At 69.6% G+C, this 9,929-nt stretch carries 6 protein-coding genes and 1 pseudogene; 2 read left to right on the top strand and 5 right to left on the bottom strand.

Features of this window, described 5'->3' with window-relative positions:
- The 4 genes and pseudogenes from H0W38_RS08650 to trxA all read right to left on the bottom strand — a co-directional run.
- A pseudogene (locus tag H0W38_RS08650) lies at positions 1 to 717 on the bottom strand (hypothetical protein); the annotation flags it as partial.
- A gap of 184 nt (positions 718 to 901) precedes the next feature.
- On the bottom strand, positions 902 to 1,162 hold the full coding sequence (locus H0W38_RS08645; protein ID WP_292448923.1) for a type B 50S ribosomal protein L31: 261 nt from the start codon (positions 1,160 to 1,162) through the stop codon (positions 902 to 904).
- 88 nt (positions 1,163 to 1,250) lie between these two features.
- Positions 1,251 to 2,513, bottom strand: a complete 1,263-nt coding sequence (rho, locus tag H0W38_RS08640; RefSeq protein WP_292452925.1) for a transcription termination factor Rho — start codon at positions 2,511 to 2,513, stop codon at positions 1,251 to 1,253.
- A 245-nt stretch (positions 2,514 to 2,758) separates the two neighbouring features.
- A complete protein-coding gene (gene trxA, locus H0W38_RS08635; RefSeq protein ID WP_292449161.1) occupies positions 2,759 to 3,088 on the bottom strand; it encodes a thioredoxin TrxA in 330 nt (109 codons plus the stop codon).
- A 170-nt stretch (positions 3,089 to 3,258) separates the two neighbouring features.
- On the opposite strand from trxA, the gene H0W38_RS08630 reads away from it, so the two are divergent.
- Together H0W38_RS08630 and H0W38_RS08625 are read left to right on the top strand one after the other, a co-directional pair.
- Entirely contained in the window at positions 3,259 to 5,901 is a 2,643-nt protein-coding gene (locus tag H0W38_RS08630; protein WP_292452924.1) for a PD-(D/E)XK nuclease family protein, read from the top strand.
- Entirely contained in the window at positions 5,901 to 9,200 is a 3,300-nt protein-coding gene (locus tag H0W38_RS08625; protein ID WP_292452923.1) for an exodeoxyribonuclease V subunit beta, read from the top strand. The genes H0W38_RS08630 and H0W38_RS08625 overlap by 1 nt, the downstream gene beginning before the upstream one ends.
- A 128-nt stretch (positions 9,201 to 9,328) precedes the next feature.
- Here the strand turns inward: H0W38_RS08625 and H0W38_RS08620 are convergent.
- Positions 9,329 to 9,929: FAD-dependent oxidoreductase (locus tag H0W38_RS08620; RefSeq protein WP_367161782.1), on the bottom strand; the 601-nt coding region annotated here is incomplete at its 5' end.

The raw sequence follows: 9,929 nt of genomic DNA, 5'->3' as shown, positions 1-9,929 counted from the left end.
CCACAGCGCGAAGCTGCGGGCTTGCGGGTAGCTCGATCGCAAACTGACGGCCAACCCGGCGGCCGCGAAGCCCAGGCCGATGCTGGGGGCGCCGCTGGCAGCCAGCATCGGCAGGGCGATCAGCACGGCGGTGCGCGACTTGGCCGCTCGCCAGGGGCTCGCCGCCATTGCATAAAGAAAGAGCGCGGTCGCGAAGAGCTGTACGAGTTCTGGCGTCGTCTCATGGCCGAGCTGCAGCAGGCCGAGGGTGGCCATGAGTGCGAGCAGAGCGCCGTCGGCGATGGCGCGGGCGTAATCGATCGGCGCGGCCTCGCCGCCGAAGGCGAAGGGCAGGGGCTGCGCCGCCTCGGTGCGTGCCAGGTGGTAGGTGCTGTACCAGGTGAAGACCAGCACGCCGATCAGCAGCAGGGCGAAAGGCACCCGCGCGGCCGGCGCGGCGGCCAGCAGCGGCCCCAGCAGTTCGATCGAAGCGGCGCCCAGCCAGTAGGGCAGCAGTGCGCCGTCGGCCGGCAGGCCGGCGATCGTCGGCATTAGCGGGTCGGCCACGCCGCGCGCCAGGCTCAGCATGTAGCCGAAGGCGCTGAGGTCGGCGTTGCGCCACGGGTCGCGGCCGAACAGACCCGGCAGCACATAGGCCGCGCAGAACAGCAGCAGCACCATGCGAGGCAGGCGCTGCGCGGCACGCTGGGCGACGAGGGCAGGGGTGGGCAGGTTCAAAGCGGACCGGGGCCAGGCGACAGGGCGGCATCTTGCAGGAAAAGCCGTGTATCGGCGATGCATCGCTCACCGAGCCTGGCGTCATGCCGGATGGCACGGCATATGCGGCGCGCTGCTGCGCCCGCACGGACAAGAAAAAAGGCAGCCGAGGCTGCCTTAGCGTGGGCGGATGCCGCCACAGCGCTTACTTCTTCAAGCCGACGTGCGCAAACTTGTTGCGGAACTTCTCCACGCGCCCGCCCAGGGAGTCGATGCTCTTCTGGGTGCCGGTGTAGAACGCGTGCGACTCGCTCGTGGTCTCCAACTTGTACAACGGCAATTCGCGGCCATCGTCCATCTTGACCGTCTCGCGGGTCTGCGCGCAAGAACGCGTCACGAACTTGAAGCCGTTGGAAATGTCGACGAAGCACACGTCGCGGTAGTTGGGGTGAATGCCGTCTTTCATCTTTGTATCCTCGCTGAATCCATTGGTGCGGGAGCCACGCCGCGCGCTGCGACGCACTTTCCGAAGGCGGAAAAACCGCGAATTATAGCTAGCCGCCCCTTCGCATCATGTCGAAGAAGTCGTGGTTGGTCTTGGTGGCCTTCATCTTGTCGAGGATGAATTCCATCGCCTCGATCTCGTCCATCGGGTAGAGCAGCTTTCGCAGGATCCAGGTCTTTTGCAGGATCTCCGGCTTGAGCAGCAGCTCCTCGCGCCGTGTGCCGCTTTTGTTGAGCAGGATCGACGGGTACACGCGCTTTTCGGCCATGCGGCGGTCGAGGTGGATCTCGCAGTTGCCGGTGCCTTTGAACTCTTCGTAGATCACCTCGTCCATGCGCGAGCCAGTGTCGACCAGCGCGGTGCCGATGATGGTCAGCGAGCCGCCTTCCTCGATGTTGCGCGCCGCGCCGAAGAAACGCTTGGGGCGCTGCAGCGCGTTGGCGTCGACGCCGCCCGTGAGGACCTTGCCCGAGGACGGCAGCACGTTGTTGTACGCGCGCGCCAGGCGGGTGATGGAGTCGAGCAGGATGATCACGTCCTTCTTCAACTCGACCAGGCGCTTGGCACGCTCGATCACCATCTCGGCAACCTGCACGTGGCGCGCAGCCGGCTCGTCGAAGGTGGAACTGATGACCTCGCCGCGCACCGTGCGCTGCATGTCGGTGACCTCCTCGGGGCGCTCGTCGACGAGCAGCACGATCAGGTGCACCTCGGGGTGGTTGGCGATCAGCGCGTGCGCGAGGTTTTGCATCATCACCGTCTTGCCGCTCTTGGGCGCCGAGACGAGCAGGGCGCGCTGGCCTTTGCCGAGCGGCGCGATCAGGTCAATGATGCGGCTGGTGATGTTCTCTTCCGACTTGATGTCGCGTTCGAGCTTGAACTGCTCCTTGGGAAACAAGGGTGTCAAGTTCTCGAACATGATCTTCTGCTTGTTCTCCTCGGCGGTGATCCCGTTGACGTGGTCCACCTTGACCAGCGCGAAGTAGCGCTCACCGTCCTTGGGCACACGCACTTCGCCTTCGATCAGGTCACCCGTGTGCAGGTTGAAGCGGCGGATCTGGCTCGGCGAGAGGTAGATATCGTCGGTCGAGGCCAGGTAGCTGGCCTCGGGCGAGCGCAGGAAGCCGAAGCCGTCGGGCAGCACTTCGAGCACGCCGTCGCCGAAGACCTGCTCGCCCTGCTTGGCGCGCTTTTTCATGATTGCGAACATCAGCTCCTGCTTGCGCATGCGGCCGCTGTTCTCGATCTCGAGCGTTTCCGCCATCTTGATCAGTTCGGAGATGTGCTGGGCTTTGAGTTCGGATAGATGCATGGTGCGCACCTCTGGGTGCTGTCGTGGCGGGCTGATCGCGCGCCACTGGGATCGGGCGGGTAGAAGCCGAGGGAATCGGCCGCGCCGCTCGCGGTCAGGGTCGAGCCGCTTGCGCGGCGACGAGAGGGGTCGAAAAATCCGGGATGGGGTGCCGGGCCTACGCGCTAAACCGAAGTGGCGGCGTGGCGGCAATCTGGCAGTGCCCGGGACCAGCGAAAAACGCTTGCCCCGGCAATTGCTGCGGATTATAGGTGGCCGTCCAGGAAAGCCGTCAACTGCGACTTCGACAGGGCGCCGACCTTGGTGGCGGCCAGCTGGCCGTCCTTGAACAGCATCAGCGTCGGGATGCCGCGAATGCCGTACTTGGCCGGCACTTCACGGTTCTCGTCGACGTTCATCTTGGTGATCTGCAGCTTGGGGCCGTAGGCCTGCGCCACCTCATCGAGGATGGGGGCGATCTGCTTGCACGGCCCGCACCATTCGGCCCAGTAGTCGACCAGCACCGGGGTGCCGGACTTCAACACGTCGGCGTCGAACGACGAGTCGGAGATGTGTTTGATCAGTTCGCTGGCCATCGTGGTGTCCTTCAACCGCGGCCTGCCGTGCGCGGCACGCACGGGCTCCGAGGCAAAATGATTTTGACACAAGGCTTTTCGCCACGTGAGCGCCCTTGACCGCCGGTGCGCTATGGGCTTGATAGAGGAGGCCGCATGATCGTCTGGTTTTCAGTCAACGCCCTTTCACCTTGAACACCGAACCCGCCGCGACTGCGCGATCCCTGCCTGCCGCGCTCGATTCCTCTGCCGCCTGGTCCTGGCTCGCCGTCGAAACCCAGCAATTCGCCCAGCGTTCGGACCTTGCGCTCAGGGACGTGATCGTGCTGCTGCCTTTCGCGCAGCACTTGCCGCTGGCGCGTGCGGCCTGGAGCCGGCTGGGCAATGCGCTGTGGCTGCCGCGCTTCGAAACCACGCAGACGCTCGCGGCCAGCCTGGCCGCGCCGCTCGCGGCCGAGCCGAGCGCGCTCAGCTTCGATGCTGTCTCCGATCGATTGCAGGCCGGCCAGTTGCTTGCGGCCGCTGCGCCCGACTGGTCGCGGCGCGATACGACCGGCTTTGAGCTGGCGCTGTCGCGGCTGGTCGAAACGGCCCAGTCGCTGGCGCGTGTGCGGCTCGCGTTGCCACCGTCGTCACGCGAGGCATGGTCCGATGAAGCGCGCGCCCGGTTGGCGGGAGGGCCCGGCCCCGGCGCACAGGAACGTGCTCTTGCCCGGCTCGCGCTCGAATGGTCGACCACGGCCGCTGTCGACGCCGCCGACGCGCTGCATGCGTTGGCGCCGTCCGCCTGGGTCGCATTGCGTGCAGGTGCCGCGGATCCCTTGACCGCCTCCTTGCTGGCCCACTCGGCCGTGCCGGTCCTCTGGCTCGACGCGGGCCGGTCGCTGGAGGTGCCGTTCGCCGATGGGGTGATTCATGTCACTGGCTGCAGCGACTTCGAAGACGAGGCGCAGCGCAGCGCGGCGCAGGTCCTGGCACATCTTGCCCGCGGCGAGCAGCCCGTCGCCCTGGTCGCGCTCGACCGCGTGCTGGTGCGGCGCGTTCGCGCCCTGCTCGAGCGCCAGCAAGTGCCGATCGACGACGAGACCGGCTGGAAACTTTCGACCACGCGTGCCGGCGCGAGCGTCGCCGGCTTGTTGCGCGCCGCCCGGCCGCGTGCCTCGACGGACGAACTACTCGATTGGCTCAAGTCGAGCGGCGGCGACTGGCCCGGCCTCGATGCGCTTGAAGCTGCCTGTCGGCGCGGTGCCCTCAGTGCATTGCACCAGCTCGATGCCGCACGGCTCGAGCCGTCGGCTGCTGCCGTGTGGCAAGCGTGGCTCGCGCTCGCCCTGCCCCTGCGCGCGACGCGTCGCCTGTCACTGGCCGAATGGCTTGGGCGGCTGGGCGCTGCCTTGAAGCAGGCCGGTCTGTGGGAGGCGCTGCTGCAGGACGCCGCCGGCGCACAGGTGCTTGAAGCCTTGCGTCTGCACGGCGAGCCGACGACGACCTGGGTGCAGCAGGCCGCAGGCGCCCGCTTCGACGCCGCAGAGTTCGGCCGTTGGGCGGAATCGGTGCTCGAGCAGATCGCTTTCAAGCCGCGTGGCGCCGATGAGGGCGCCGCCGCGGTCGTCATCACGCCGCTGCAGCGCGCGATGCTCCGGCCGTTCGCGGCCATCGTCTGCCCGGGGGCCGATGAAGCGCAACTCGGCTCCGCGCCGGCGCCGCAGCCGCTGCTCGGCGATGCGCTCGCACAGGCGCTGGGACTGGCCGGCAGCGCCGAGCGACGCGCCGCCGAGGAAGGCGCTTTCGCGCAGTTGCTGCGAGCGCCGAAGCTCATGTTCCTTCATCGCCGGCGCGACGGCAGTGAGCCCTTGCAGCCCAGCGCGCTGCTGCTGCGATTGCAGTTCGCGGCCGAACGTGCCAGGCATCGTCTCGGTGCTGCGACCGACCCTCGCGAGCTGCAGGCGATCGCCGCGCGGCCGGTTGCGCGTCCTGCGCCAAGCGCGGCCGCGCTGTTGCCGGACACGCTCAACGCCACGGCCTACGAGGCGCTGCGCGCCTGTCCCTACCGTTTCTTCGCCGAACGCATGCTGCGGCTCGGCGAGCCGGAGGAGCTCGACGATGCGCTCGACAAGCGCGACTACGGCACCTGGCTGCATGCGGTGCTGCAGGACTTTCACCGCCGCCGCAACAGCGCAGAGGCGGTTTCTGATACCGAGTTGCTGCGCCGCATTGCAGACGAGCAGCAGGCGCTCCTGGCCCGCGACGATGCCGATTTCCTCCCCTATGCGGCCTGGTTCGAGCAACTCGTCCCTCGCTACCTCGAACTGCTGCACCGCGAAGAGGCCGAGGGACTGCACGTGCGCGACACCGAGCTGGCATTGCAGACCGCGCCGCCAGCGCTCGCCCACCTGAACGTGACGCTGCGCGGCCAGCTCGACCGCGTCGACCGGCGAGGCGAGGGCGCGCAGACCCGCTTGCGCGTCGTCGACTACAAGACCAGCGGCAACGCCGCGCTGCGCCAGCGGCTGAAGCAGCCGCTCGAAGACACGCAGCTGCCTTTCTACGCGGCCTTGATCGAGGCGTCAGAGGGCCTCGCGCCCGGCGGTGTCGAGGCGGCCTATCTCGCGCTCGACGGGCGCAAGGGCGTCAGCCTGCTGCCGCATGCCGAGGTGCAGGCCAGCGCCGCGTCGCTGCTGGAGGGCATCGCGTCCGACTACGGACGCTTGCGCGGCGGTGCAGCGCTGCCGGCGCTGGGCGAGGGCAAGGCCTGCGAGCACTGCAACGCGCGCGGCCTGTGCCGTCGCGATCACTGGGACGAAACGCCGGCTGATTCGGCCGAGGGCCAGTGATGAACGCCGTGCCTGCCGCCCGTGCTTCACGCGATCTGGCCTACCGCCTCGACGGCGCGCTGGTCGCGGCTGCCGACTTCTACCGCGTGGCCTGCGATCCGCGCCGCAGCGTCGTCGTCGAGGCTTGCGCGGGGGCCGGCAAGACCTGGATGCTGGTCTCGCGCATCGTGCGTGCGCTGCTGGCCGGCGCCGAGCCGCAGGAGATCCTGGCCATCACCTTCACCCGCAAGGCTGCCGGCGAGATGCGTGAGCGCCTGCATGGTTGGCTGCGCGAGTTCGCGCTGGCAAGCGGCCACGAGCGCGAGCAGGCGCTGCTGGAGCGCGGCTGCACACTCGCCGAGGCGCACGCGCTTGCCCCTCGCCTCGGGGTGCTTTACGAGCGGCTGCTGGCCGGGGGCCGCCCGGTCGAGATCCGCACCTTCCACGGCTGGTTCAGCCAGTTGCTGCGCGCAGCGCCTCTGGCCTCGCTGGAGCGGCTCGGCCTCGCCGGCGAAATCGACCTGATCGAGGAGCGCAGCGAGTTGCAGCCGCAGTACTGGCGCCGCTTTCTCTCGGCGGTCGCTGCCGATACTGAACTGCGCGAGGACTTCGCCGCACTGGTTCGCGAGCGAGGTCGCCATGTGGCGCAGCAGTGGCTCGAAGCGGCGCTCGATCAACGCGTGGAAATCGAGCGCGCCGACGCCGCCGGTGTGCTGGCGGCCAGCGTGCCCGCAGCCGCAGCGCTGTGGCCGGCGTTCGAAGGTCTTGCCACCCCCGCTGCGGCGTTGCGCGAGCCCGGCCTGGTGGACTTGCTGGGGCAACTGGCCCGCGAACTCGGCGCCTCGGGCAAGTCGCTGCAACTGCAGGCCGCTGCGGAGCTCGAAACGGGCCTGGCCGAGAACGACGACGAAGCCGCCTTCGAGGCGGTGTGCGGCGCACTGCACACCGCTGCCGGCGCTCCGAAGAAGCGCCTGGGCGAGCGGCCCCTGCAGTCGCAGGCTTGCGAGGCACTCGCGCGCATCCGCCAGGCGGTGGACCAGCAAGCCGCGCATGCCACCCACGCACGCCTGGTGCGACTCGCGCGCGTGCTGCTGGCGAGCTACCGCGACCTCAAACGCGAACGCGGCCTGGCCGACATGGCCGATCTGGAAACCTGCGCCGAAGCGCTGCTCGGCGACGCCCAGCTCTCCGGCTGGCTGCAGCAGCGGCTCGACGCCCGCGTGCGCCACCTGCTGATCGACGAGTTCCAGGACACCAGCCCGCTGCAGTGGCGCACGCTCGATGCCTGGCTGGCCGGCTACGCAGGCGCCGGCGGCGGTGCCAGCGGCCAGCAGCCGCTGGCGGTATTCATCGTCGGCGATCCGAAGCAGAGCATCTACCGCTTCCGCCGTGCCGACCCGCGCGTGTTCGCGCAGGCGCGCGACTTCGTCGTCGAGGCCTTCGGCGCGGCGCGTCTGGCCTGCGATCACACACGGCGCAATGCCCTGGCCGTGCTGGCGGCGCTCAATGCAGTGTTCGAGCGCGCGCAGAGCGAGGGGGGCTTCGAGGGCTTTCGCGCCCACACCACCGACGTGACGCAGCCCGACGGTGCCGTGACGCTGCTGGCGGTGGTGCCGCGGCTCGAAGGGAAGTCGCGTGATTCGACACCGCTGCCCTGGCGCGACAGCCTCGTTACGCCGCGCGTCGAGGCCGAGGAAGCGCTGCGCCTGATCGAGGCGCGGCAAGTCGCGACGCGAATCGCCGCGCTGCTCGAGCGCGAGGGCTGGCTGCCGGGCGACATCCAGGTGCTGTGCCGCAAGCGCGCTCCGCTGGCCTTCGTGGCGCAGGCACTGCGCGAGCTCGGCATCGCGCACGCGGCGCCGGAGCAGCGCGAGCTGATGGCCGCGCCCGAGGTGCGCGACCTGGTGGCGCTGCTCGACGTGCTGGCTTCGCCGATGCACGACCTGGCGCTGGCGCAGGTGCTCAGGAGCCCGCTGTTCGGTGCCGGCGATGACGAGTTGGTCGTGCTCGCGCTCGCCGCGCGCGCGGCGAAGAGTTCGTGGCATTCCGCCTTGCTTGGCGAGGCGATGGAATCGATCGAAACGTGTCCGGCGCTGGTGCGCGCCCGTGCCTTGCTGCCCGGCTGGGCATACGCTGCCGCGGCGCTGCCGCCGCACGATCTGCTCGATCGCATCCTCAGTGAGGGCCAAGTGCACGAGCGCTATGCGGCGGCACTGCCGCAAAGCCGGCGCGCGGCGGGGCTGGCGGCAATCGATGCGCTGCTGGCCCAATCCCTGCTGCAGGACGGCGGCCGCTATGCCACGCCCTATAACTTCGTGCGCGCGCTCAAACGCCGGCGCGTCCTGCTGCCGCCGCAGGCAGAGCGCGACGCAGTGCAACTGTTGACGATCCACGGGGCCAAGGGACTGGAGGCGCGTGCGGTGTTCGTGATCGACACCGCGCCGGAGGCCCCGAAAGCCGAACACGCGACGCTTCTCATCGACTGGCCCGCCGATGCTGCGCATCCGCATTGCTGCGCCTTCGTTGCCAGCGAATCGAAGCTGCCGGCTTCGCTGCGGCCGTTGATGCTGGCCGAACAAGCCGGGCGGGCTCGCGAGGAACTCAATGCGCTGTATGTCGCGATGACGCGCGCCCGCGAGCAGTTGGTTCTCAGCGCGACGGCGCCGCTCAGGGCGGCGACCGGAATCAGCGCCTGGCAGCGGCTGGCCGACGCGGGCGTGGCGGTGCTCGCTGCGGCGCCCGAGCCGCTTGCTGCTCACGCCGGTAACGCAGCGCCGATCGTGTTGCGTGTGCTGCCGCGGCTGCGCAACGGCGCCCGGGCCGCCGTTGCGGAGCAACCCGCAGGCTCAGCGTCCGGCCGCACGCCGGACAGCGAGGCGGCGCGCCTCGGCCGTGCTGTTCATCGCGTGCTCGAGTGGCTGCCCGCGCCTGCACTGCTCGCACAATCTGCCATGGCAGCGGCAGCGGAGTTCGGCTTGCCGACGGCCGCAGAGGATCGCATCGCGGCGCTGGCCGGCGCGGTGCTGAGCAGCCCGGCATGTCGCCGCTTCTTCGACCCCGCGCAGTTCGCCTGGGCCGGCAACGAGGTGCCGCTGGCCTGGCACGGCGAGCTGCTGCGCATCGACCGCCTGGTGGCGCTGCGCGCCGACGCAGGCCCGGTCTGGTGGGTGCTGGACTACAAGCTGCAGCACTCGCCGCAGGATGTGGCCGGCTACCGCGAGCAGCTGTCCACCTACCGCGAGGCGGTCCGCGCGCTGCGGCCGCAGGATGCGGTGGAGGCGGCGTTCATCACAGCGGAAGGTGCGTTGGTGCCTTTGTAGCCGCTGCGGCACAGCGTCACTGCGGCTGATGCCGGACCCACGTTCGATCGCAGGCGTCTCAGCGCTCAGCGCTCAGTGCTCTGCGGGCCGGCGCCTGTGCTTTTGTTCTGCTCGAACGCGACGCCGTATCAAGCGGCGCGCGCCGCGGCGATCCCCGCGCGCACCGCGCCTTCGAGCGTTGCCGGATAAGGCCCGTCGATGTAGTCGCCCGCGGCCTGCAGACCGTCGGCCACGGCGGCCGGCGGGCGCCGAAGGGCCGGCGTGCAGAGGAAAGTCGCACGTTTCTCGCTCAGCACGCGTAGCAGCTGCGGCGGGCCCGGCAGCAGAGCGCCGAGTTGCGCGGTGGCCTGCCGCTGCACTTGCTGCGCCGTGATGCCGAGCCCACGCTCGACGCAGCCCGCCGCACCGCTGATCACGAAAGCCAGCACCCCGGCCGCAGCCGGTTCGCGCTCGCCGTCGCGCAATTGCCCGAGGTCGAACACGTACTGCGCCGGCATGTCGCCGCCGGGGGCCAGCGCGAGCATGGGCGCCGGCAGCCGTGCGCCCGGCGCTCTCAGAAGCACGGTGACGATCGGCTCGTGGCGCAGTCCCTCGGCAAGCGCCGACCACTGCGGCGCATGGGGCTTGACCAGGCGCGCAGCTTCGACGGCGCTGCAGGCGAGCAGCACGCGCTCGAAGCCCTGCGCAGCGTTGCCGGTGGCGGTGAGCTGCCAGCCGGTGCTCTCGCGC

The sequence above is a fragment of the Methylibium sp. genome, assembly GCF_013817365.1.
Lineage (GTDB): Bacteria > Pseudomonadota > Gammaproteobacteria > Burkholderiales > Burkholderiaceae_C > Methylibium.
This window is presented reverse-complemented; position numbering and strand designations above follow the sequence as displayed.